The following is a 22,112-nucleotide window of genomic DNA, read 5'->3' on the forward strand; positions in this document are numbered from 1 at the left end:
GCTTCACTATTGTATATCGGTTACAAATCGGTTTTGCGGTTTCCGCGTCGCAGCGTTTGAAGCACGTGCTGATGCCGGACAGTTTCTGCCACATTTCCTTTTGCATCGGGATGTGGTGGGGTGGTCCAATAACCTCGGTCCGGTCCTGACTCGCACCCGTAAGCGACAGTCTTTCAATGCAATAGCGCGACGGATCGCAATCTGATGGGAATTGGTTATAGCGCTTGACATGGGGGCGGTCGGGGGTATATTGGCCCGAGAATTGTCAAGATTCTGTTAGGATTTGCTGGTAGTGTAATGGCGGCTCACCCCGCGACCGTCCCTGATCCGAGGTCTTCAGCATCCAGTCCGTGGGGACTGGTTCTTCGCGTTTTCATTCTTCTGGGTCTTTTGTACATGTTCATGCTGTCCATCACTATGCTTGGGGCGGCGTTCAAGCTGATGGGCAAGGGGGTGGCGGAGTCGATTCTGCAGGCGACCTCGAATCCCATGGTGGGCTTGATGATAGGGCTTCTATCGACGGCCATCATACAGTCATCGTCGACGACAACATCGATAGTGGTGGGAATGGTCGGCACAGCGGCCCTTTCGTTTGACAACGCCGTCCCGATTATCATGGGCGCAAATATCGGAACCACGATTACAAACGTGCTGGTGTCGCTGGCGCATATTTCGCGCGGCGATGAGTTCCGGCGGGCATTCGCCGGATCGACCGTCCATGATTTCTTCAATATCTGTACGGTGATTGTTCTGTTTCCACTGGAACGAGCGTTTGGGATAATCTCTTATTCTTCGCACGTGGTGGAGAAGCTGTTTCGGGGAACGGGGGGGCTGACGTTTACGTCGCCGATCGCCGATATCACCAATCCCGTCTGCACCACGCTCGCGCACGTTTTGGCGGACAACGGGTGGGTGGTGGCGGTTGTTGCGCTGGTGATGTTGTTCGTGGCGCTTCGTTATATCGTCGTCGTCCTGAAGGATATGGTGCTGTCGAAGGTTGAGCGATTCTTCGATCGGTACGTGTTCCGAAACAGTGCGTTGGGATTTTTGCTGGGGATCGTGTTGACGGTTCTGGTGCAGTCGTCATCGATCACGACATCGTTGATCGTGCCGTTGATTGGCGCGGGTGTGCTGTCGATGCACCAGATTTTCCCTTACGTGCTGGGGGCCAATGTGGGGACGACGGTGACGGCATTTTTGGCGTCATTGGCGGTGGGGTCGCACGAGGCGGTCAGTATCGCGTTCGCGCACCTGCTCTTCAACGCGTACGGGATCGTGATATTCTGGCCGTTGAAACGAGTTCCGATATTCCTTGCGGAGACGCTGGCAAAGTGGACGCAGCGAAGCAGGCTGGTTCCGATCTTGTATATTGCGACAGTGTTTTTTATTATTCCGGCAGTCATAATCTATTTCGCGGGATGAGGTTCGATGTTCAAGAAATTCAAGGAGCTGTTCAGTTCAGAGAACCTGCTCGATACGGCGTTTGACACCACGGTCAAGATGCTGGAGTTCGACCGCCAGATGTACCAGGCGTCGCGTGACAGCCTTCGCGACAGCAACACCAACGAGCTGCCGTTCGATGTGAGGCAGATGGACCGCCGGATCAATAAGTACGAGCGGGAGGTGCGCCGGAACGTCCTTACGCACTTGACGATCGCCGGCATTGCAAATCTCGTTCCGGGGATGGTGTTGGTGTCGGTGGTTGTCGATGTCGAGCGAATCGGGGATTACACGAAGAACATTGTCGACCTGGCGAAGCTTCACCAGGCGAAGCTGCACGGCGGGCCGTTTGAGCAGACGCTTGTCAAATTGGAGGCGCTTGTCAAACAGCATTTCGACATGATCGTGCCGGTGCTTCGAGAGCAAAACAAGGATGCAGCGAGAGAAATCATGCGGGCGGAAGACCAGTTCGGCAAGGAGGCGGAGGGTATCGTATCGGAACTGGTCCAGAGCGGCAGTCCGCAGTTGAGCGTCGGTGACGCGGTGTCCGTGGCGTTGTACGCCCGGTACCTCAAGCGGATCAACGCCCACCTGACCAATATTGCGAGCGCCATCGTCAATCCGTTCCCCCGGATCAGCTTCCGTGAAAAGCCCGGCCAGGCCGACTAGCGCAGCGGACGACCAAAGCACAGACGGCGCGAGACGATCGATGACGATCGCTCGCGCCGTTCGCATTTGGATGTAAGCCGGGGTCAGCCCCGGATGATCATATTGACGATGTCCTTGCGGAGCAGCACGCCGACGAGGTTGCCTTCCTCGATGACAAAGACGCGCTTGACGTCCTTGAAAATCATCATGGCGGCCACTTCCACGATGCGGGTATCGGGGGTTGTGGTTTCGTAATCCTCGCGGTAGAGCTGGGAGACTTTGATTTTGTCTTCCTGTTTGAGCAGCTCCTCGAAGGGCTCGACATCGATAGAGTAATTCAGGTTCGAAATGAGCGATTTGTAATCCGGCAGAGCGGCCTTGATGAGGTCGCGGTCGTTGATCACGCCAACCAGGCGATTGCTGTGGTCAACGACGGCCAGCGCCGAGAGGCGGTAGCGGAACATGGCGTTGGCCACGTCCTTGAGCGTGTCATCGGGTGTAACGCTGGCCACCTTGTAGCGCATGACATCGCGGACCGAGAGTTCTTTGTCAATGGAAACGCCGGTGTCGGAGACGAGTTTGATGAAATCGGAAGGCAATTCGATCTTCATGATGCGATCGAGTATTGACGTCGTTCGCGCGAGACGCGCCAGCCCGGAGAGGGTCTGGAGATACAATTTGGCGATATGGGACGGGGTAAGCAGGAGGCAGACCACGTGCACGGGTTCGGGGACGCCGGTCTCGACGATACCGGGCCGGGAGATGCCTATGAGGATGAACAACTCGGAGACGGCGTCGGTACGGGCGTGGGGAAACGCGAAGCCGTGGCCGTACGAGGTGTTTTCGATTTCTTCGCGTTCGCGGACAGACTCGAGGACGGCGTCGTATCCGAACGACACTCCCTCGGCTTTGAGCATGTCCAGCAACTCGCGAACCGCCTCGTCCTTGGTGGTGGCGCGGAGGCCGAGCCTGATCCGACGTTCCATCAGAAGATTGGCCAGTTTCACGATTTATCCTCACTGTCTGCGGATTGTCCACCGGGCGCGCGACGTCGCAGTATCGCAGGCGACGCGACGCCGCCGGAGACAATGAATTTAATACCTTCCTCGACGGTCATATCGAGCAGAATGACATCGGTTTCGGGCACAACCACAACCATACCTGAAACGGGCGTCGGGGTTGACGGCACGTAGGCGATAATGGAATCGACCATCGCTCCGTCTTGCTCCATTTGCGTTCGTCCGGCCACAAAACACATCGAGTACGATCCTTTTCGCGGGTACGCCACGAGGGCCACCTCGCTGAAACCGGCGTTTTGCGTCGCGGTCATGGCCTGCAGCAGTTGCTTGGCCGACGAGTAGATCGGCCGCACGAGCGGCAGCCGCACCAGCACGCGCTCACCGTAATCATAGAGACGAGCGCCGATGAAGTTGCGCGTAATCACACCGGCCAGCAAAATCAGCAACAGCGTGGCGACCAGCCCCAGCCCCGGAACGTAGTATCCGAAAATCTTCAGGATGACCGGTCCGAGAATGCCGTCAACCGCATCGAAAAACAGGCGCAGAATGAGGTAGGTCAGAATCAGCGGAACGACGATCAGTACGCCGCTGACGAAGTACCGCTTGATGATGTCAAGTAGTGAGCGAATGATGTTCATCCGGCCAGCCCGCGCATTCTGCGTCCGATCGGAAAATATCGGGCCTGCCGGTTACTGTCAACGAGATTCATGGGCGTCAGGGTACCAGCAGGCCGAACGCCGCGGGGATGCCTGAGGCGAATTCCATGATGGGGCTCGGATAGAGGCCGAAAAGGATAACGCCCACCAGCCCGATCAGGACGACGGCAAAACCCGGCATTGACATCGGCAGCGCGTAAGGCGACTCCTCGGTGGCGAAATACATCGTCTTGATCACGTTGGCGTAGTAGTACAGCGCGAAGACGGACGTGATCAGTCCGATTCCCACCAGCCAGTACAGCCAGGTATGCACCTCATTCGATCCGGCCATCTTGATGGCGGCGGCGAAGACGTAGTATTTGGCGAAAAATCCCGCCAGCGGGGGAATGCCCGCGAGTGACAGCATAAAGACCGACATGCAGGCGGAGTAAAAGGGCGCAGTCCGAGCGAGGCCGCCGTAGCTGCTGATCTGGGTCGAGCCGGTCTTGTCCTCGAAGATCGCCACCACGGCGAACGCGCCCATGTTTGCGAAGAGGTAGGTGAACATGTAGAATGAAACGGACGCCAGCCCGATATCATTGAGGGCCAGCATGCCGATCATGATGTAGCCGGCCTGTGCGATCGATGAGAACGCAAGCATGCGTTTGATGTTGGTTTGCCGGACGGCCGCGACGTTCCCCCAGATCATTGCGGCCGCGGCCAGGACGCCGACAAGTACGCCCCAGTCATTGGGGGCCATGACATGCTCGTAGAAGACCTGAAGACCATTAATCATGATTTTGGCGAAGGCGACGAGGCCGGCGGCCTTCGAACCGACCGACAGGAAAGCGGCGACCGGAGTCGGCGCGCCTTCATAGACATCGGGAGCCCACTGATGGAACGGCGGCAACGCAAGCTTGAAGCCGAGGCCGGCAACCAGCAGCACGATACCAAGCATGGGCAGCAGACCGATTTCGCGGAACGTCAGGTGCGTGGTCGCTATGTTGACGCGCATTTGGAGCAGGTCGGTCGTACCGGACAGGCCGTAAAGGAAGGAGATCCCGTACAGCAGCAGCGCCGACGAAAAGGCGCCGACAATCAGGTACTTCACGCCCGCCTCAACTGACAGCCGGTTGTCCTTGAAGAAGGCGGCGCACACGAAGAGCGGGATAGTGGTCAGTTCCAGTCCAATGTAGAGCGACAGCAGTTCGTTGGAGGACGCCAGGAACATCATGCCGACAGTCGACAGCATGATCAGCCCGAAGAACTCGCCGCGATGGTGCTGGATTCTCTGTTCGAGTGATCCGAATGAGGATCCGATCGCCATAAACGCCGCCCCGATAAAGATGACCTTGAAGAAGAGCGAGCCGGCGTCGTTATAGAACATGGCGCCAAAACCGGCGCCTTCAGGCGTCACCGCCAATACGACACCGGTCACCAGAAGACCGAGCATCGCGACGTAACCGGTGGTCGTTCCCGAGCGGCGCTTTGTCAGCAGGTCGTACGCAATGGTCGCCAGCGCCCAGACGAACAGCACCAGCTCGGGGGCCATCACGCGCAGATTAACTGGAGGAAGCTGGAAGTCCATACATCCTTACCGCGCCATCAGGGTCACGAGGTGTTCGAGCGTAGCCTGCATCAGCTCGTTGAGCGGTTTGGGATACAGGCCGATCCACAGGGTGAACACCATCAGCGGCGCCACCGTCACTATCTCTCGGAAGTTGATTTCGGTCAATCCGCCCCACCTGGAGAGGTTGAATTCTCCGAGGAAGACATTCTGCACCATGCGAAGCATGTAAGCGGCTCCCAGGACCACGCCCAGCACGGCGATACCAACCATGACTTTGTTGAGGGCGCTGAAGGAGCCCACAAAGATCATAAACTCGGAGACAAACCCGGACATGCCGGGGAGCCCGAGCGACGCCATCGAGAAAAAGACCATGATGCCGGTGTAGATAGGCAGTTTGGAGCCGAGCCCTCCGAACAGTGCGATTTCACGGGTGTGGGCGCGGTCATACAGCACGCCCACCAAAAGGAACAGGGCGCCGGTGATTAAGCCGTGAGAGATCATCTGGAACATGCAACCGGCGATGGCCTGCACGGACGTGATGGCGCCCAGCGCCAGCATGCAATAGCCCATATGGGAGACCGAGGAATACGCGACGAGTTTTTTGAGGTCCTTCTGCGCCATGGACACCAGCGCGCCGTAAATGATGGCGATCACGCCGAGCAGGGCGATCCAGAAAGAGAAGTAGCGCACGGCATCAGGAAACATCGGCCAGCTGATCCGGAGCATACCGTATGTGCCCATTTTCAGCAGGACGCCGGCGAGGATCACCGACACCGCGGTGGGCGCCTCGACGTGCGCGTCGGGCAACCACGTATGGAAGGGCCAGACCGGGACTTTGATCGCAAACGCGATGAAGAAGAACGCGAAGCAAACCAGCTGGAGCGTGTGCGGCAGGTTTGATCCGGACTCGATCAGTTCCATCATATTGAGGGTGTGCGGCTCGGAGGTGAAGTACAGGATAAGGATGGACACCAGCATAAAAATCGAGCCGAACAAGGTATACAGGAAGAACTTGATGGCCGCATACTCCTTGCGCGGTCCCCCCCACACCCCGATCAGGAAATACATCGGCACCAGCATGACTTCCCAGAAGATGTAAAACAGGAAGAAGTCCAGCGCGACAAACACGCCCATCATGCCCGATTCCAGGAGCAGGAAGAATGCGAAGTACTCCTTGACGCGGTTTTCAATCCCGAACGAGGCCAGCAACGAGATGGTGCTCAACAGGCCGGTCAACGCCAGCAGCGGCACAGAGATGCCGTCGGCGCCGAGGTAATACTGCACGTTAAGCAACGGGATCCAGTTGAACGGGCCTTCCACAAACGCCATCGCCGCTGATGAAGCGTGGTTGATGTAGTAATCGTACAACAGCCAGAAAGAGACGACCAGCGGGGGGATACTCGCGGCGACCGAAGTCCATCGGATGGCCCATTTGGCGTTTTTGGGCAGCAGCATCACGAGGAGCATTCCCGCCAGCGGAATGAATATCAGCGAACTGAGCATTGTATGTTCGAGCCTCCCAGAAGGGTACCTACTTTTCCGTTTGTGTTTCGGCGGCCGCCTCACGGCCGGCCGACCGTTTCGCCATGAACGAAAGAGCGATCAGGGCGACGACAATGATGATGGACAGCCACGGCCAATCGAGCGCGACGTGCACCGCTTCATATTTGTAGGCCACAAAAACGAGTACACCGGCCAGTATAAACAGCGCGTAATACTGCACCGCGCCGTTCTGAATCAGCCGCAGCATGGCGGAGCCCTGGCGCACCAGCCAGCCGGATCCGTTCACCGCGCCGTCAATGATCCATGTGTCAAACCACATCTTGATATCAGACCAGACGATAGTCAGCCAGGCCGTGCCGTTGACGGCGCCGTCGACTATCCGCGCATCAAAAGTCCAGAGAAAGCGTCCGAACGCCAGAATCGGTCGGATGATGATGAGTGAGTACAGTTCGTCGAAGTACCACTTGTTGTACAGGAAGGTGTGAATAGGACGAAACCGTTCGGCGAGCCGATCGGCGGAGATTGCCTGTTTGTAATAGATCAGGTAAGCCAGGCCGATGCCGCCAACCGCGACGATGGTCGAGATGATCATCACATCCCAGTGGAAGCTGGTGTGGTACGGTTCGCCGTGGAATACAAACGAACTGAATCCATGCAGGGTCGGAATGCCGACCCACCCGGCCGTTACCGCCAGAAAGGCGAGGAAGGCAAGCGGCCACGTCATCACCCGCGGGGACTCATGGGCGTGTTCATGGCGATGATGGTCGCGGGGTTTGCCGAAAAAGGTGAGGAAACACAGCCGGAACATATAGAACGACGTCATAAAAGCGATGACGAGCGTCAGGATGTTGAAAATCGGATGACCGTGGGTTGTGGCGACAATTTCATCCTTCGACCAGAACCCGGCCAGCGGGAAGATACCGGCGATGGAGAGCGACGCGAGAATAAACGTTACGCTGGTTGTTTTCATCTTACCGAGCAGGCCGCCCATCTCCTGGATGTCGTTCGTGTGGACGGCATGGATCACGGACCCGGCAGCAAGGAACAGCAGGCCTTTGAAAAAGGCGTGTGTCATGAGATGAAACGTGCCGGCATAGAATCCGGCGGAATGAGCGTGCGGATTCATACCGACATCGTACCCATAAAGACCGAGCGCCATAATCATGTAGCCGAGCTGGCTGACAGTCGAGTATGCGAGGATGCGTTTGATGTCGTTTTGGACGAGCCCGATGGTAGCCGCGACAAAAGAGGTTATCAGGCCGATCGTCGCGACAAACATCGCGGCGTCGGGCGCACCGACATAGAGGTGCATCGAGCGAGCGACCAGGTATACACCGGCCGCCACCATCGTGGCCGCGTGGATCAACGCCGAGACCGGGGTGGGGCCCTCCATTGCATCCGGCAGCCAGACATGCAGGGGGAACTGGGCGGACTTTCCGATCGCGCCGCAGAAGATGAAGGCGGCCATGACGGTCAGCACCGCGGTCGGAATCTGGCCGGTCGACGCTTTCTCGAACACGCCGCCGTAGTTGAACGTGCCGGCGTACGCGCCGACCATCATCAGACCGACAATAAACCCGAGATCGCCGATGCGGGTCGTGATAAACGCCTTCTTGCCGGCATCGGAAGCGGACTTCTTCTCAAACCAGAACCCGATCAGCAGGTAGCTCGTCAGACCGACCAGCTCCCAGAAGATGAAAATCATGAAGAAGTTGTTGGCGAGCACCAGCCCCAGCATCGAGAAGCAGAACAGCGACAGGTAGCTGAAGAACCGGCTGAAGCGGGGATCGTCCTTCATGTAGCCGAGCGAGTAAATGTGAACGCACGACGCGACGGTGGTCACGACCATCAGCATGACGGCGGTGAGACCATCGATAAGAATGCCGATTTCGAAATTGATGCCTTTAAAGGTCGTCAGATAGAAATACGACTCGTACGGTACGCCGTGTCGTCCGAGTGTTTCGATCAGGACCGCAAGCGACATGAGCCACGAAGTCAGGATCGAGGCGATGGACCATCCGGCAGACAGCTTCTCGTTCCATCGCAGGAAGAAGATGATCATGACGAACGAGAACAGCGGAACCAGCGCGATCAGGTATGCATATTGTGTCATGATCGTATCCCTACCACTTCATCACGCTGAAGTTGTCGGTTTCGACGCCGCGCCAGTTTCGATAGACGAGCAGGACGATGGCCAGGCCGACGGTAGCTTCGGCGGCGGCGACGACGACGATGAAGATGGCGAACAACTGGCCGGCCAGCGGTTCCCCGGCCATATATTTGTTGAAGGCAACGAGATTGATATTGACGGCGTTAAACATCAGTTCAAGCGACATGAGGATCCCGATCACGTTGCGTCGGGTTATGACGCCGAACAGGCCGATCGCAAAGAGGATTGCGGCAAGATAGAGATAATGATGCATCAGGATCTCTCCCCCCGCGCGAGGACAACGGCGCCTATCAGGGCTGCCAGCAGCAGCACCGACACGACCTCAAAGGGAAGCATATACTTCGTCATCAGCAGTTTTCCGATGGTCAGGACGTTGTCGTCGGGCAGTCCCTGCTTGGCCCAATTCCAGACGTTGCTCTTGTAGATCAGACCGATCACGACAAAGACAAAGAGCACACAGGCAAACAGGGCCGGCAGAGCGTGCCGGTTGACCTGCTTGATCGTTCGGGAAGCGAGATTGGAGGTCAACATGATGGCGAAGATCATCAGTATCGCCACGGCGCCGACGTAGATGAGGACCTGTGCGGCCGCGAGAAATTCCGCATGCAGCAGGATGAAAATCCCCGCGACGGAAAACAGGCAGAGGATCAGAAACAAAGCGCAATGGAAGATATTTTTCAGAGATACGACGGCGATTGCCGACAGGATGGTGACGGCCGCCACAATCCAGAACACCGGACCGACGGAGGCATCCATGCTCAGGCGTCTCCTTTCTTGTCGTCATCCGAGGGCGTGGTATCCGGCGCCGGATCGCTGTCGGGCCGGGGTGCGGGCGTGTCGGCCGGGGTACCGTGCTGACCGGGGTTGGCCGCGGCGTCGGCCGGTATCGGCTCTGCCGGCGCTTTGGGGGCGGGCTTCGCGGTCGTCTTTTCAGCGGCCGGTTTTTTCTTGCGCGTGTCTTCGTACGGAACGTCGCGACCCATTTCCTGCAGTTTCCTCGTGTCCCAGACGAGGTCTTCCTTGTTCCAGGTCGAGAATTCGTACTTGGGAGCCAGCTTGATGGCCGAGAAATTGCACGCCTCTTCACACAGACCGCAGTAACAGCACAGGGTGTTGTCGACGACGAATGACTTGAGCTGGCGCTTTTTGTTCTCGTCGCGCGGAGCGTCTATCTGAATCGCGGCGGTCGGGCAGGCGCGCATGCACAGCATGCACATGGTGCAGTTCAACTCGCCGGTTTCCTTGTCCGACAGCAGCACGACGACGCCGCGGGAGCGTTCGAACATCTGCATCTTCTGTTCAGGATACTGGATCGTGATGGCGTGACGGCCGAGATGTTTCCCGGTGATCGTCATCCCTTTGACCAGATTGAAGAAGTCTTTCAAGACACCCATCGGACCGTATCCTCTATTACCAGTGCCACCCGGCGTATTTCATCCAACCGGCCAGAATCAGGTTGGCGAACGTGAGCGGCACGAGAAACTTCCATGCGAATTCCATCAACTGGTCGACCCGCAGACGCGGGAAGGTCCAGCGAAACAGCATCAGCAACAGCACCACCGCGAACGTCTTCAGCAGGAACCAGATCCAGGACGGCAACAGCGGTCCGTGCCAGGCGCCGAAAAAGAGCGTGGTCGCAATCGCCGACACGGTGAACAGGTTCACAAACTCCGCGAGGAAAAACATCGCGAACTTCATCCCGGAGTATTCGACGTTGTAACCGGCGACCAGTTCCTGCTCCGCCTCGGGGATATCGAACGGCGTGCGGTTTGCTTCGGCGGTAGCCGCCGTGATATAGGTCAGAAACGCGATGATCCCGAACGGCGGTTTAAAGATGAACCAGTTGAAAATGCCATTCCCCTGTTGCGCGTTGGCAATGTCCACCATCGAGAGCGACCCGGCGAACAGCACGATCGTCATGATCGACACCGCCATCGGAACCTCGTAACTGACGACCTGAGCCGCGGAGCGCATGCCGCCCAGCAGGGCATACTTGTTATTGGATCCCCACCCGGCCATCAGCAGCGAGATAACCGTGAAGGTGGTCACGGCGATGATATACAGGATGCCGACATTGAGGTCGGCTACCCAGAGGTTCTCGCCAAACGGGATGACGACATAGGCAAGGTACGCGGCCACAAAGCAGAGGACAGGCGCCCAGAAGAAGACCGCCCGATCGCGGGTGGCGACGCGGATGTCTTCCTTCTGCAGCAGCTTGACGGCATCCATAATAGTCTGGTACCAGCCGTGCCAGCCGGTGCGCATCGGACCGAAGCGCTGCTGGATATGGCCGGCGATTTTGCGCTCCCACCACACCAGAAACAGGGCCAGGACCGACAGGACGCCGAACATGACGGCGCCGAGCCCGGCGTATACCACGACTGTCAGCCAGGGTTCGGGCAGGCCCGTATCGGCCAGAAGTCCGTACATCCAGGTGAAAATGCCGTAGAGTTCCACTACCGGTCAACCTCCGGCATAATGATATCGAGCGAGGCAAAAACGGCGACCAGGTCGGCAATAAGGCAGTCTTTGATCATGATGGGCAGAGCCTGCAACTGATTGTATGAACCGCCCCGGGTCTTCACCCGCACGGGCTTGGTGGTACCGTCGGAAAGAACATACACGCCGAGTTCGCCACGGGAGTTTTCAATTCGCGCATACACCTCACCGGCCGGCGGTTTGAACGTAATGGCGTTGATCTTCTTCTTGGGCTGGATCTCCCCTTCCGGAAGTCCGTCGAGGGCCTGCGTGATAATGCGCAGCGACTGCTTGATCTCCGCCAGGCGCTGGAGGTATCGGTCGTAGCAATCGCCGTTGTGGTGAACCGGTATGTCAAAGTCGAACCGGTCGTAGATCGAGTAGGGGTCGTTCCGGCGGATATCGTAGTTGACGCCTGAGGCGCGAAGAACCGGGCCGGACACGCCGTAGGCAACCGCATCCTGCGCCGACAGGACGCCGACACCCTGGTTGCGCACTTTCCAGATCGGGTTCTCGTTAAGCAGTCCTTCGTAGTCAGACATTTTCCCGGATATGATCTTGACGGCCTCGCGGCATTTGGGGACGAATTCGGGCGGCAAATCGCGCGAGACACCGCCGATTCGTATATAATTGTAGGTCAGTCGTTGTCCGCAGGTCATCTCAAACAGGTCAACAATCAGCTCCCGCTCGCGCAGACCGTACAGAAACGGCGTCAGGGCGCCGATGTCCATCGCGGTGACGCCGTAAAAGAGCAGGTGCGAGGCAATCCGGTTCAGTTCAAGCATGATCACCCGGATATATTCGGCGCGCTCGGGAACCTCGATTTGCGCGAGTTTTTCCACCGCGAGCGAGAAGACATAGTTGCACGACATGGCGGTGACGTACTCAAAGCGATCGAGGATGGGGATGCACTGCACATAGGTACGGTTTTCGCAGATCTTTTCGATCGCGCGGTGCAGGTAGCCGATCACGGGCTCGACTTTGACCACCCGCTCGCCATCCATCGTCAAAATCAAACGGCAGACGCCATGGGTCGACGGATGGTGCGGCCCCATATTGACGGTGAATTCTTCGGTGCGAAGCGTGCTCATGCTTCAAACTCCGGCAAACGGACGAAGTCGGGCGCATCCCAGTTCTTGCGCATCGGGTGCCCCTGATCCCAGTCCTCGGGGAGAAGGAATCGGGTCAGATTGTCGTGTCCTTCGACATTGATACCGAACAGCTCCCACATCTCGCGCTCGTACCAGTTGGCGGCGGGCCAGATATCACGGACGCTCGGCACGGACGGATTTTCGTAGGACAGGAAGATCTTGAGATCCACGCGGTTGCCGTTGGCAACGGACGCGAGATGATAGTGGGCCTCGAGGCGCTCGCCGGTGTCGGTACCGCCAAGGTTGCACAGGTAGTCAAATCGGAGTGTCGGATCATCCCGAAGCGCCCGGGCCACATCGCGAAGGTCGGCGGCTTTGACCTCGAACACCGGCTCGGCACGCCCGGTATCCAGCAGAGTCAGTTTGCCGCTGAACGTATTTTGTATGCAGGTCTTGACTTCGTCGTGCGTCATCTTACTTCTGCCAGTCACTCAGCTTCTGCTGCTTGATTTTCTTCTGCAGGGTCAGACATCCTTCGAGCAAGGACTCGGGACGGGGCGGACAGCCGGGGATATACACGTCGACCGGTACGATATGATCGACGCCTTTTTCGACTGCATAGGAGTCGTAGTAAAACGGACCGCCCTTGATGGTGCAGCCGCCCATGGCGATAACGTAGCGCGGTTCGGCCATCTGATCGTGCAGGCGGCGGAGGCGGGGGGCCATCTTCTTGGTGATCGTGCCGGCTACTATAATGAGGTCGGACTGACGCGGCGACGCGCGGAAGATCATCCCGAGACGGTCGAAATCGTAGCGCGACGCGCCGGTACACATCAGTTCAATAGCGCAACAGGCGGTTCCAAACAGCAGGTACCACAACGAGGACGCCTGGCCGTGATGCAACACCGCCTCCAGACTGGTCGTCACAATCGAACCGCCCGGAATGCGCTCGGCATACACCGGAATCTTCTTTATCACACCCACTTGAGGGCTCCTTTTTTCCAGGCGTAAAACAGACCGAACATAAGGATCAGAATGAAGATGACCATCTCAACCAGCGCGTACAGCCCCAGTTGACCGAACGCAACCGCCCAGGGGAACAGGAAGATGGCCTCAACATCAAAAATGACAAAAATGAGGGCGAAGATGTAGAAGCGGTTGTTGAACTGAATCCACGAGTCACCTTGCGGCAACTCGGCGCATTCGTAGTTGAGATCTTTTTCCGGATAGGGGTTATGGGGCCGGATGAGCCGGGAGAAGAAAAAGGTAAACAGGACTATTCCTGTCCCTACAGCGATAAAACAAAGAACCGCAAGATACTCGGTCATGCTGCCTCAACCCTCACCTCGTCGGTCCGACTATGTGACCGAATTCACAATATTTGACCCCGCAAGAAAGCGGGATTTTGGATATTGTCAAGCACTTTTTTGAATCTCCAACCGTACAACTCCTTTATTGCCAATCAGTATGCCCGACAACACGTTTTGCCGACCGGCAGACATTTGTCAGAGTCACGTAAATGGACTAATACGGTAGATTATACCATTATTTTTTCACGTTACGCGAATGCGGTCAATACACGCGCCACTCATTTCTCGATGGCGATCACTTCGATCTCGAGCATGGCGTCCAGCGGCAGCCGTTCCACCTGAATGGTGGAGCGGGCAGGCTGTTTATCGACGAAGTATCGTCCGTACACCTCGTTGATGGCGGCGAAGTCGGCCATGTCGTTGAGAAAGATGGTGGTTTTTACGACATCACCGTAATCCAGCCCGGCGGCTGCGAGTACGGCGCCGATGTTCTTCATCACCTGTTCGCACTGCTCGGCGGCATTATTGCCGATGACTTCCATTGTGGCGGGATTAAGTGGTATCTGGCCGGAGCAAAAGACGAAGCTGCCGCTGGCCACCTTGACGGCTTGTGAATAGGGTCCGATCGCGGCCGGGGCGGTATCGGTCTGAATAACCTGCTTCATGAAACCTCCTTGTCAATCTCTTAAGCATAGCCGGAGGGCCATCGGTTTGCAAGGTTGAAATGCGGCGGCATACCGAGGCACTCGCTGGGGAATCTACGACTATTCCGTTGCGTCAACGGCGAAGATGCGGTATAACCAAGGTAGTTTCAACGGAGGAGTATCACGGTGAGAGCCAGTTATTCGCGGGTATGGTGCTTTTCCCTGCTTATTCTGGGCTGTGGTTCGCCCGTTAACACACAGGCGACTGATACCGAACGGCAGGTCATAACGCTCAACGAGGCTGCGGCCCGTTTCGACAGGATCGGGATGCTTGACAGCGCCTGGATCGCAGCCGACAGTGCGATTCGCCTGAGCGAGGGCGTCCTCGGACCGGATCATCCGGTAACCGCCCTCAGTCTCAACGGACTGGCGGCGCTCATGTACAACTGGGGCCGGATCGAGAAAGCCGAAAGCCTGTATACGCGAATATTCACGATCTGGGAGCAGCATCCGCCGATCGACAGTACCCTATTCGGAGCGGCCCTTTACAATTACGGGACGATTCAGCTGGAGAAACGACGACCCGGCGACGCCGTGAGCACGCTTGCGCGGGCTGCGGTCGTACTCGAGGCCACGCTCGGGAGCCGGGACCAGCATGTCGGCGACGCGTACTACACGCAGGGCGAGGCATACCGCGCCTTGAAAAACTGCGAGTCAGCCTTGCCGGCGTACCGGCGGTCGCTGGAGATCCGCAACACGCTTGAAGGTCCGGCCAACCTCTCGGTTGCCCAGACACTGAACAGTATCGGAGTCTGCCTGGTCGCGCTCGACTCGTTACAAGAAGCCGAACGGGTGTACCAGCGGGCGCTGACGATCGTGGAACAGGTTAACGGTCCCGACGACGTAGCATCGGCATACTGCATGGACAATCTTGCGCGGCTGTATCTGCGTCAGAAACGATATACCGAGGCTGAGCGGCTGTCGTCACTCGCACTCGACGTGTTTCGAGTGACACCGGGCGAGGGGAGTCCCGAAGTGGCCCAGTCTCTGGTCCTTCGCGGGGAAATCTTTCTGGGGAGCGGTCAGTATGACCGCGCGGTGGAATCCTTGCGTGAGGCCGAGGCTCTTCTGATGTCACTGGCCGGTCCGTCACACCGGGCCGTGCTCGATGTACGGAAATCACTGTCTGAAGCGATGGCGTTGGCGGTGGACTCATCGCGCGCCGCTGAGGCGGGCGGCGAACCGGATTCGGCGGCTCCAGATTCAGAATAGCGCTGACGGCGATTCCACGACCGGCGTTTTTCTGCTTGTATCCGTCCGATTTATTCCGTATTGATTTTACATCTGAGTCTTGTCGGTCTCGACGATTTCTCATCATTGATGACGGTCTCCCTCGAATCACAGCACGACAGCGGGTAAAGACTCTCACATCCGTTGTAGACTGGTGCGCCGAGAGCGCCAATACGAATCCGCAACGGTAGTGCAATACGTACTGTGAGAATCCGACCGGTACGCAGGCAGTCGGCGGTTTTGCAGGGGCGTAGTAAGCCCGATGGAAGTCCGAGCCGAGCCTGTGAACGGGCCGATAGCTTGATTCATCAGTGGCATGGGGATTTCACGGTCAGGAGGGTTGTATGAGAGGCAGACGAAGGTTGGCGGCGATCGGGTTGGTGACGCTTGCGCTGGCGGTTGCCGGGGCATGGCTTGCCGGGTGTAGTGACGACGACGACAAAGTGTCCGGTCCAAGCGGAGAGCCGGAACCGGTCTATGACCTGTATGTCGACGTGACAACCGGCAGCGACGGCTACAGCGGTAGCCGAGATTCGTGCTTCAAGACTATTACACACGCGTTGTCGGTGGCGCAGCCCGGCGATTCGATCAAGGTGCGTCCGGGCACGTACAATGCCGCGTCCGGCGAGACCTTCCCGATCACCATCCCGGACAGTATCACCCTGATCGGCGACGTAGTCAACCGCGGCGTCGGAGACGATACCGTGCGGATCGACGGGGTCGGCGACTATGACGGTACAAACTGGGCGACGCTGGTAGCCGGGGACAGTTCGGTGATCACGGGGTTCTTTATCCGTCAGCCGAGCACGGCGCTGACGCGCTATGGAATTGTCAGCGAGGACGCAACGTGCACTGTAATCGCCAACACGTTCCGCAGCGAGTACGGCTGCATTCGATTGCTCGGCAGCGGCGACCCCGTTATCAGCGACAACACGCTGTCATCGAGCTACTATGGAGTATACAGTAACTGCACGGGGGTAGCGCTGATCCGCGATAATGAGTTCATTGATGGCTCATATATCGAGAACGTCACAGGTGACGCAAACATCATCCACAATGCGTTTTCGGGCAATGCGCATCGGGCGATCTCGTCCAACAATCATTCAGCCTTTATCGATAGCAATGTGATCGTCGGTTCTTACGTATACGCGGCGTTACGGTTAATGTCGGGGGCGACTCCGACTGTCCGGAATACCTCGATTACGGCGAACGCCGGGTACTGCGTGCAGATTCTCGGGAACGCCAATCCCGACCTGGGAACGGCGGGTGAGCCGGGCGGGAACACGTTTGCCGCGGGGGGCGGACCATGCGTGTATTCGGAGTCGGTGGCGATGGTCAGCGCGCTGGGCAACACCTGGCCGAATATGCCCCCTGTCTGCGGGACGGATATCGAGGTGTCAGGTGCCGGAAGCGTGGCGTTCGGGCCGGGGGCTGCGGACACATGCGAGGCGCCAAAATAACGCGCGTGGATTGAGTGCATCGGTGCAGGCCGCGAGCAGCGCGGGCGCCGTGGCTGGATCGACGGCCGGGGATTAGACCTCGAGCAGACCGGTCGGCCCCATCAGTTCGACGAATGAACGAAGGAGCCGCTCATCGTAGGCGCCCTTGAGAGAGAACAGGATCTTCATGGCCGGGAAGGTATCCATGGCGCGCTGATATACTCTCTCGGTCGTCATCGCGTCGAAGGAATCGGTGATGGCGACGATCTTGGAGTACAGGTGCATCTCGCCCAGCGACAGCCCATGGGGATAGCCGCGGCGATCGCCGCGTTCATGGTGCTGCAGGACGGGATAATATGACGCATCGGACATCATATCCGACTCGGACAGGATTTCCACGCCCCACTGCGGGTGTTTTTTCATTATTTCGAATTCGATCGGATTCAGGGTCGACCGCTTATTGAGTATTCGGTCGGATATCTTGGACTTGCCGATATCGTGCAGCAGCGAGCCCATGCCGAGTTCGTTCAAGAACTCCTCGTCCTTGAAGCCGAGTTGCTGGGCCAGGGCGATCGAAAACGTGCAGACGTTGACCGAATGGGTGTACGTGTAGTAGTCGAACGACGTGATTCTCAGCAGATTGAGAAAGGCGTCGCGACCCTTGAGAATGTACTCGACCGTATGGGTAACGAGGTCTTTTGATCGGCGAACGTTTTCCCCGTAGGTCGGGTTGGACAGAACTTCCTTGACCAGATTGGTCGAGGTATCGTACAGGATACCGGCTTTTTTGTCTTCCTGCACCGAGGGATCGCGGAGGATCTTCTCGAGGTTCTGCTCGATGTAGTGCTGGTAGTTGCTTCGATTGGCGCTGGTTATGAAGAGTCGGTCGACGCGGTTTTCGAGCAGGTTACGTCGGGTCCGCTCGGTGAAGGGCAGGTTGGCGGACCGGTACAGGACGAGGCGGTTGTTCACCAGCAGGTACAGGTCAAAATCGAGGACCGAATCGACCCGGAGCGAGTCCAGGTAGATCGGCATGAATTTCTGTTCGGTGCGGTTTTTGATAGCCGTTGATGCCATGTCGTATCCCCGATAACCGTCTCGCGGGTATCGTTCACTGTATCGGCAGAACAGGCGCAAAGGCTTAAAAAAACTCCCGCCCGGGCGACGGGCGGGAGACGCGGACTGCGTTCGGAGCCGTGGGAGGGGGGCTTTTTTCAGGCTCCCAGATTCTTGACCGACTTGATGACCGACTGGAGGGAAGTCGTTATATCTGAAAGCATCTGGGAATATCGTTTCAGTAGTTCCGAGTATTGCCAGCGCATCCGGAAGGCCTCTTCCGGAAAGTCGAAGAGTTCCAGCAGGGTCGCCTTGTATATCTCGTCGATGTACCGAATGACGTCGAAAGGATAGTCGCCCAGGTCGGCATCATGTACCTCTCCCCTGCCGATGCGCTCTTTGTACACCTCGACTTTTTCCAGCATAACCGTGCCGAAGCACCAGGGGGTCATGATGACGCCGAAATTGGAGCCATCCGTATAGAAGCGCCGGATCGATTTGAGCAGCTGGTCGATAATGGCGAGTCGGGCGCGGTAATAGGCCATGGTTTCGCCCTGAGCGGGAGTGGTCCCGAAGATTTTGGCCTGAATGATATCGCGTTCGGCCAGCGCCCGGTTGTACGTGTTCTCCAGAAACTGGTAGAAGTCTTCGAAGTAGACTTTCGCGTTTTCGGACAGCGACATGATATAGTGCCCGTACTCGTCGTGGCGGACTCTCGGCTCGGTACCGGTGCCCAGCCGTTCCTGCGAGAACCCTCGGTGATATTTGGCTTCCAACATTCCTGCCACTCCTGTCAGTTTGCTATCGCTGCAGGGTCCAACTGCATACGCTGTGCCGTGACGGACAGCAGCGGCGTTCGACACCGGGGTAATTGGCTAAGACGCGATTGGACAACAACTTAAGCCGAGACAACCAGCTTGTGCGGGCCCGGCGACTGACCGCCGAAATGCGCAAGCAAATGCGCCCGTCGGCAGATTCATCGCAGGGTAGCTCATGATCGTAAGACGGCTGCGGATCCCGGACCAGCGACTATAAAGTCGCCTTTGGGCAAAAGAAAACGGGCGCCCGAGTCAGGGGCGCCCGCTTCTTTAATGATGATGGCTTGCAGTCAGCTTGATCACCAAACCCAGTCGGCGATAAACACGTTGGTCTCTCCGGGAGTGCTGTTGTCGCGGTTGGAGGCAAACACCAGTTTCGTGCCATCGTGGGAGAACATTGGAAACCCATCGAACGTGTCGTTGTAGGTGACCTGCTCTATTTCGCGGGTGTCCAGGTTGATGAGGAACAGGTCGAACTCGCGACCGCTCTCGGAATGAACGTTGGAGCAGAAAATCACGTGTTTCTGATCGGGATGAAAATACGGGGCGAAATTGGCGGCCCCGTTATCGGTCAGCTGAATCGGCTGCCGTTCTTCGAGGTTCATGATGTATATCTCGAGCTTGCTTGGCCGGATCAGGCCATCCGCCAGAAGCGCCTTGTAATCTTCCAACTCTTCCCCGTCCGGCCGGGAGGCGCGCCAGACAATCCATTTCCCGTCGTACGAGAAAAACGCGCCCCCGTCGTAGCCCGGCATATCGGTAATCTGCTCGACACCGGAACCATCGGGATTCATCGTATATAACTCCAGGTCACCGGAACGCACCGAGGTAAACAGAATCTTGTCTCCCTGCGGCGAATAGACTGCTTCGGCGTCGTAACCCGGGGTATCGGTCAGCCGGACAAGATTGGAGCCGTCCGAGTCGGCCTTGAAAATGTCGTAGGTATCATAGAGCGGCCAGACATAGCCTCGCGACATATCCGGTTTGGGAGGGCACTCGTCGCCACCCAGATGAGTCGAGGCGTAGATGATTGAATTGCCGTCGGGTGAAATGAATGAGCATGTCGTGACCCCCTTGCCGGTCGAGACCATGCGCTTGTTGGAGCCATCGACATTCATCCGAAAGATCTGGTCGCACTGCATGGTGTCGACCATCGCCTGGAAAATCAGTTCGTCGGCGTTGTAACTGAAGTACGCTTCGGCATTCTGGCCGCCGAACGTCAACTGCCGGACATTCGTTAGGTGTTTCTCGCCTTCAAATATAGTTGCCATGACAGGTGTGGCGGCGGGGGTGTCCGCTTTTTTCGCCTGTTCGGCTTTTTGGCTGCAGCCTGTGACGAGCAGCAGAATAATCGCAAGAACATACGTGTTGTACAAAGTGCTTATTCTCCTCATTCTGATTTTCAGACATAAGCCGCTTGGTCTCACAATCGGATTATAGTAATTTCTTATTCGAGGTCAACTCGAATCCATCGTGCGGAATCAAGGGGTAGGAACGATATGAAAGATGATATTCTCACCTATCGTCAGATGTGTGACTCTGAACAGGTGCAGACCCTGCAGCGGGGCATGAACTTCCGGCTGAATCCTGCTTACAGTGTAATTCTGATGTCGCAGCGCAACAATGCTCCATATAGAGACGAGATTCTGCCAGATGGGATTACAATAATCTATGAAGGACATGATACACCGAAAACGCCTGATGAACCAAGTCCGAAATCCGTAGACCAGCCCCAATTCACCAAGAACGGAGGGCTAACCCAGAATGGTCGATTCGTCGAAGCAGTACAGCGTTTCAGGAGTGGCGAACCAGCCGAGATTGTAAAAGTCTACGAAAAAGTACTCTCGGGCGTGTGGTCTTTCAAGGGTCTATTTGAATTGATAGACTATCAGTTTGTGAGTGATGGAATTCGTAATGTATTCAAGTTCAGATTGGTCCTTTGTGATCGAGTACCAGAGAACAGGGAGCGTGACTTGCCGGTGAGGAGCAGGATTATTCCATCAAATGTAAAGATGGAGGTCTGGAAGCGCGACGGAGGAAAGTGTGTCATATGTGGAGCGACGGACGAATTGCATTTTGATCACGAAATACCCTTTTCGAAAGGCGGTACGAGTATTACAGCGGCGAACGTGCGCATTCTTTGTGCCCGCCACAATCTCAAGAAGAGCAGTCGCATAGAATAGCGATAGTCGAGATTTGGAGAATGTTAACTGAATACCTGGCAGTCGGTAAAGTAATCGGCTTACATGGCACATATCCCGCCAATTTGAACTCAGCAAGGTGCGGTAGTAGGGTTAAATATCGTCGACCAGAGGGAAGTCGCTCTATCGGATCTCGGATAGCCCTGCTGTGATGAATCCGAGTGAATCCTTGAATCTCCGCCCCTTTATCCGCCTCAACATCGTCACCACCACCCTTATCCTACTGCTTAGGATCCGCATACAAGATCGCATCTGGAAGTTCTACCCATCTGCTTCGGTCACAAGGTATGTCTCGGCGGATGAAGCATCACCGGTCAAAGGCGGGGCTGTAGCCGAGCAACCGACGGATATAGGCAAGTTGCCCGAGATGAACGGCTTCGTGTGTCAGCAGGAACGCAATGGTCCCACGGAGATTTTTCTCCTGCCCGGGCCCTTCGAACGGAGCCGCACTCAACAGGAGTTCCTCGGTGGCGCGTTCCAGCAGGGCCGGAAGGCGGTCGGCAATTGCTTTCCACTCTACGAGTATTTCGGAGAGCACGGGATACGCGCTGTTCTCGAGAACAGGCTTACCCTGGTCGTAGATATCTCCCCAGGGCGTCTCCATCTGCTCGCCCAGCATGCGCACGATGGCAAAGCGAATCGAGGTGATATGACCGACGATGAAATTGATCGAGTTCGCCTTGTTCACCGGCCGTACGAATTGATCTTCCTCCTGCACGCCTTTGATCGTCATTTCGAGAATCCGGTGGTGCAGGGCGTACAGATCGGCCATGCTTTTGATGCTGGGATGCATAATTTCC

At 57.0% G+C, this 22,112-nt stretch carries 23 protein-coding genes; 5 read left to right on the top strand and 18 right to left on the bottom strand.

Annotation, left to right across the window (positions count from 1 at the left end; genetic code table 11):
• The first annotated feature begins 297 nt into the window (after window positions 1-297).
• Together RBT76_14845 and RBT76_14850 are read left to right on the top strand one after the other, a co-directional pair.
• On the top strand, window positions 298-1,422 hold the full coding sequence (locus RBT76_14845) for a Na/Pi symporter (protein MDX9859062.1): 1,125 nt from the start codon (window positions 298-300) through the stop codon (window positions 1,420-1,422).
• A gap of 6 nt (window positions 1,423-1,428) precedes the next feature.
• Window positions 1,429-2,109, top strand: a complete 681-nt coding sequence (locus RBT76_14850) for a PhoU domain-containing protein (protein ID MDX9859063.1) — start codon at window positions 1,429-1,431, stop codon at window positions 2,107-2,109.
• Between the two features lie 83 nt (window positions 2,110-2,192).
• Here the strand turns inward: RBT76_14850 and RBT76_14855 are convergent, their stop codons facing one another.
• The 14 genes from RBT76_14855 to RBT76_14920 all read right to left on the bottom strand — a co-directional run bounded on the left by RBT76_14855 (window position 2,193) and on the right by RBT76_14920 (window position 14,529).
• Window positions 2,193-3,095 (bottom strand): CBS domain-containing protein, encoded by a 903-nt coding sequence (locus RBT76_14855; protein MDX9859064.1) that lies wholly within the window; start codon window positions 3,093-3,095, stop codon window positions 2,193-2,195.
• Entirely contained in the window at window positions 3,092-3,745 is a 654-nt protein-coding gene (locus RBT76_14860) for a DUF502 domain-containing protein (GenBank protein MDX9859065.1), read from the bottom strand. The genes RBT76_14855 and RBT76_14860 overlap by 4 nt, the downstream gene beginning before the upstream one ends.
• A gap of 76 nt (window positions 3,746-3,821) precedes the next feature.
• On the bottom strand, window positions 3,822-5,330 hold the full coding sequence (locus tag RBT76_14865) for an NADH-quinone oxidoreductase subunit N (protein MDX9859066.1): 1,509 nt from the start codon (window positions 5,328-5,330) through the stop codon (window positions 3,822-3,824).
• Window positions 5,331-5,336: 6 nt separating this feature from the next.
• Complete coding sequence (locus tag RBT76_14870) at window positions 5,337-6,815, bottom strand: NADH-quinone oxidoreductase subunit M (protein ID MDX9859067.1); 1,479 nt, start codon at window positions 6,813-6,815, stop codon at window positions 5,337-5,339.
• Between the two features lie 28 nt (window positions 6,816-6,843).
• A complete protein-coding gene (gene nuoL / locus RBT76_14875) occupies window positions 6,844-8,928 on the bottom strand; it encodes an NADH-quinone oxidoreductase subunit L (protein ID MDX9859068.1) in 2,085 nt (694 codons plus the stop codon).
• Between the two features lie 10 nt (window positions 8,929-8,938).
• A complete protein-coding gene (gene nuoK / locus RBT76_14880) occupies window positions 8,939-9,238 on the bottom strand; it encodes an NADH-quinone oxidoreductase subunit NuoK (GenBank protein MDX9859069.1) in 300 nt (99 codons plus the stop codon).
• A complete protein-coding gene (locus tag RBT76_14885) occupies window positions 9,238-9,741 on the bottom strand; it encodes an NADH-quinone oxidoreductase subunit J (GenBank protein ID MDX9859070.1) in 504 nt (167 codons plus the stop codon). The genes nuoK and RBT76_14885 overlap by 1 nt, the downstream gene beginning before the upstream one ends.
• 2 nt (window positions 9,742-9,743) lie before the next feature.
• Complete coding sequence (locus RBT76_14890; GenBank protein ID MDX9859071.1) at window positions 9,744-10,379, bottom strand: 4Fe-4S binding protein; 636 nt, start codon at window positions 10,377-10,379, stop codon at window positions 9,744-9,746.
• A 16-nt stretch (window positions 10,380-10,395) separates the two neighbouring features.
• Window positions 10,396-11,442, bottom strand: coding sequence for an NADH-quinone oxidoreductase subunit NuoH (nuoH, locus tag RBT76_14895; GenBank protein MDX9859072.1), 1,047 nt, complete (start codon window positions 11,440-11,442; stop codon window positions 10,396-10,398).
• Complete coding sequence (locus RBT76_14900; GenBank protein MDX9859073.1) at window positions 11,442-12,554, bottom strand: NADH-quinone oxidoreductase subunit D; 1,113 nt, start codon at window positions 12,552-12,554, stop codon at window positions 11,442-11,444. Before RBT76_14900 ends, nuoH begins: the two co-directional genes overlap by 1 nt.
• Window positions 12,551-13,027 (bottom strand): NADH-quinone oxidoreductase subunit C, encoded by a 477-nt coding sequence (locus RBT76_14905; protein ID MDX9859074.1) that lies wholly within the window; start codon window positions 13,025-13,027, stop codon window positions 12,551-12,553. Before RBT76_14905 ends, RBT76_14900 begins: the two co-directional genes overlap by 4 nt.
• Window position 13,028: 1 nt before the next feature.
• Window positions 13,029-13,532 carry an NADH-quinone oxidoreductase subunit B family protein gene (locus tag RBT76_14910; GenBank protein MDX9859075.1) on the bottom strand — a complete coding sequence of 168 codons (504 nt, stop codon included), beginning with the start codon at window positions 13,530-13,532 and terminating at the stop codon, window positions 13,029-13,031.
• Window positions 13,529-13,882 carry an NADH-quinone oxidoreductase subunit A gene (locus tag RBT76_14915; GenBank protein ID MDX9859076.1) on the bottom strand — a complete coding sequence of 118 codons (354 nt, stop codon included), beginning with the start codon at window positions 13,880-13,882 and terminating at the stop codon, window positions 13,529-13,531. The genes RBT76_14910 and RBT76_14915 overlap by 4 nt, the downstream gene beginning before the upstream one ends.
• A gap of 260 nt (window positions 13,883-14,142) precedes the next feature.
• The gene (locus RBT76_14920; GenBank protein MDX9859077.1) at window positions 14,143-14,529 is read right to left on the bottom strand and encodes a RidA family protein; all 387 of its coding nucleotides are present in this window, start codon (window positions 14,527-14,529) and stop codon (window positions 14,143-14,145) included.
• A gap of 165 nt (window positions 14,530-14,694) precedes the next feature.
• On the opposite strand from RBT76_14920, the gene RBT76_14925 reads away from it, so the two are divergent.
• Together RBT76_14925 and RBT76_14930 are read left to right on the top strand one after the other, a co-directional pair.
• Window positions 14,695-15,780: a tetratricopeptide repeat protein gene (locus RBT76_14925; GenBank protein MDX9859078.1), complete on the top strand. Its 1,086-nt coding sequence runs from the start codon at window positions 14,695-14,697 to the stop codon at window positions 15,778-15,780.
• A gap of 362 nt (window positions 15,781-16,142) precedes the next feature.
• Window positions 16,143-17,258: a right-handed parallel beta-helix repeat-containing protein gene (locus RBT76_14930; protein MDX9859079.1), complete on the top strand. Its 1,116-nt coding sequence runs from the start codon at window positions 16,143-16,145 to the stop codon at window positions 17,256-17,258.
• A 72-nt stretch (window positions 17,259-17,330) separates the two neighbouring features.
• On the opposite strand, the gene RBT76_14935 is transcribed toward RBT76_14930, so the two are convergent.
• The 3 genes from RBT76_14935 to RBT76_14945 form a co-directional block, all read right to left on the bottom strand.
• Window positions 17,331-18,314 (bottom strand): HD-GYP domain-containing protein, encoded by a 984-nt coding sequence (locus RBT76_14935; protein MDX9859080.1) that lies wholly within the window; start codon window positions 18,312-18,314, stop codon window positions 17,331-17,333.
• Window positions 18,315-18,451: 137 nt separating this feature from the next.
• Window positions 18,452-19,072 carry a hypothetical protein gene (locus RBT76_14940; protein MDX9859081.1) on the bottom strand — a complete coding sequence of 207 codons (621 nt, stop codon included), beginning with the start codon at window positions 19,070-19,072 and terminating at the stop codon, window positions 18,452-18,454.
• Between the two features lie 338 nt (window positions 19,073-19,410).
• Window positions 19,411-20,487, bottom strand: a complete 1,077-nt coding sequence (locus RBT76_14945; protein ID MDX9859082.1) for a hypothetical protein — start codon at window positions 20,485-20,487, stop codon at window positions 19,411-19,413.
• 123 nt (window positions 20,488-20,610) lie between these two features.
• On the opposite strand from RBT76_14945, the gene RBT76_14950 reads away from it, so the two are divergent.
• Complete coding sequence (locus RBT76_14950) at window positions 20,611-21,294, top strand: HNH endonuclease (GenBank protein ID MDX9859083.1); 684 nt, start codon at window positions 20,611-20,613, stop codon at window positions 21,292-21,294.
• Between the two features lie 325 nt (window positions 21,295-21,619).
• On the opposite strand, the gene RBT76_14955 is transcribed toward RBT76_14950, so the two are convergent.
• The gene (locus RBT76_14955) at window positions 21,620-22,105 is read right to left on the bottom strand and encodes a DinB family protein (protein MDX9859084.1); all 486 of its coding nucleotides are present in this window, start codon (window positions 22,103-22,105) and stop codon (window positions 21,620-21,622) included.
• Window positions 22,106-22,112 lie beyond the last annotated feature (7 nt).

The sequence above is a fragment of the Candidatus Zixiibacteriota bacterium genome (assembly GCA_034003725.1).
In the GTDB taxonomy this organism is placed as follows: Bacteria; Zixibacteria; MSB-5A5; order GN15; family FEB-12; genus WJMS01.

Bases quoted from the DNA above. Each gene is read 5' to 3' on its own strand.
- nuoL (MDX9859068.1), bottom strand. From the start codon at position 8,928: ATGACACAATATGCATACCTGATCGCGCTGGTTCCGCTGTTCTCGTTC.
- RBT76_14935 (MDX9859080.1), bottom strand. From the start codon at position 18,314: ATGGCATCAACGGCTATCAAAAACCGCACCGAACAGAAATTCATGCCG.
- RBT76_14905 (MDX9859074.1), bottom strand. From the start codon at position 13,027: ATGACGCACGACGAAGTCAAGACCTGCATACAAAATACGTTCAGCGGC.
- RBT76_14955 (MDX9859084.1), bottom strand. From the start codon at position 22,105: ATGCATCCCAGCATCAAAAGCATGGCCGATCTGTACGCCCTGCACCAC.
- RBT76_14850 (MDX9859063.1), top strand. From the start codon at position 1,429: ATGTTCAAGAAATTCAAGGAGCTGTTCAGTTCAGAGAACCTGCTCGAT.
- RBT76_14950 (MDX9859083.1), top strand. From the start codon at position 20,611: ATGAAAGATGATATTCTCACCTATCGTCAGATGTGTGACTCTGAACAG.
- nuoK (MDX9859069.1), bottom strand. From the start codon at position 9,238: ATGCATCATTATCTCTATCTTGCCGCAATCCTCTTTGCGATCGGCCTG.
- RBT76_14885 (MDX9859070.1), bottom strand. From the start codon at position 9,741: ATGGATGCCTCCGTCGGTCCGGTGTTCTGGATTGTGGCGGCCGTCACC.
- RBT76_14865 (MDX9859066.1), bottom strand. From the start codon at position 5,330: ATGGACTTCCAGCTTCCTCCAGTTAATCTGCGCGTGATGGCCCCCGAG.
- RBT76_14870 (MDX9859067.1), bottom strand. From the start codon at position 6,815: ATGCTCAGTTCGCTGATATTCATTCCGCTGGCGGGAATGCTCCTCGTG.
- RBT76_14930 (MDX9859079.1), top strand. From the start codon at position 16,143: ATGAGAGGCAGACGAAGGTTGGCGGCGATCGGGTTGGTGACGCTTGCG.
- RBT76_14940 (MDX9859081.1), bottom strand. From the start codon at position 19,072: ATGTTGGAAGCCAAATATCACCGAGGGTTCTCGCAGGAACGGCTGGGC.
- RBT76_14900 (MDX9859073.1), bottom strand. From the start codon at position 12,554: ATGAGCACGCTTCGCACCGAAGAATTCACCGTCAATATGGGGCCGCAC.
- RBT76_14860 (MDX9859065.1), bottom strand. From the start codon at position 3,745: ATGAACATCATTCGCTCACTACTTGACATCATCAAGCGGTACTTCGTC.
- RBT76_14915 (MDX9859076.1), bottom strand. From the start codon at position 13,882: ATGACCGAGTATCTTGCGGTTCTTTGTTTTATCGCTGTAGGGACAGGA.
- RBT76_14920 (MDX9859077.1), bottom strand. From the start codon at position 14,529: ATGAAGCAGGTTATTCAGACCGATACCGCCCCGGCCGCGATCGGACCC.
- RBT76_14845 (MDX9859062.1), top strand. From the start codon at position 298: ATGGCGGCTCACCCCGCGACCGTCCCTGATCCGAGGTCTTCAGCATCC.
- RBT76_14890 (MDX9859071.1), bottom strand. From the start codon at position 10,379: ATGGGTGTCTTGAAAGACTTCTTCAATCTGGTCAAAGGGATGACGATC.